Source organism: Bradyrhizobium sp. Kon69 (assembly GCF_055807515.1).
In genome coordinates this window covers 1-341 of sequence record NZ_JBVVOS010000197.1, presented here as the reverse complement: position 1 = coordinate 341, position 341 = coordinate 1, and the positions used below count along the sequence as shown (strand labels likewise).

Annotated in this window: 1 protein-coding gene; it reads right to left on the bottom strand. The window is 55.7% G+C overall.

What is annotated here, in order from left to right; genetic code table 11:
* A partial coding sequence (locus AC0L3U_RS38810; RefSeq protein ID WP_473365026.1) for a hypothetical protein occupies positions 1-341 on the bottom strand: 341 nt, incomplete at both ends.

The following is a 341-nucleotide window of genomic DNA, read 5'->3' as shown; positions in this document are numbered from 1 at the left end:
GGGAAGCGGTTTGAGCGGAAACATATCATCCAACTCACGGCCATCGCTGGTCCAGCGGGGGATGTAATCGCCATCGGGTGTCACCGCCCAATCGAAACGACCGGCGCGAGCCGGACCGGGATTAAGCGCTAGTCTTGGGCCCAGCTCAAGAAACAGGCGTTGGGTTTTTAACGCCAATTGGAGAATTTCGGCCCCCGTTTCGCCGGCCAACTGAAAACTGCTGCCGTAGCTGCCATAAGATCGGCCCAACAACAATACTCGACCAATGCGCGTATCCAGCTCATGCATGTAGCTTGGTGCACGCCGTAATGTCTCATCCATCGAGTACAAGGGCTTGATAT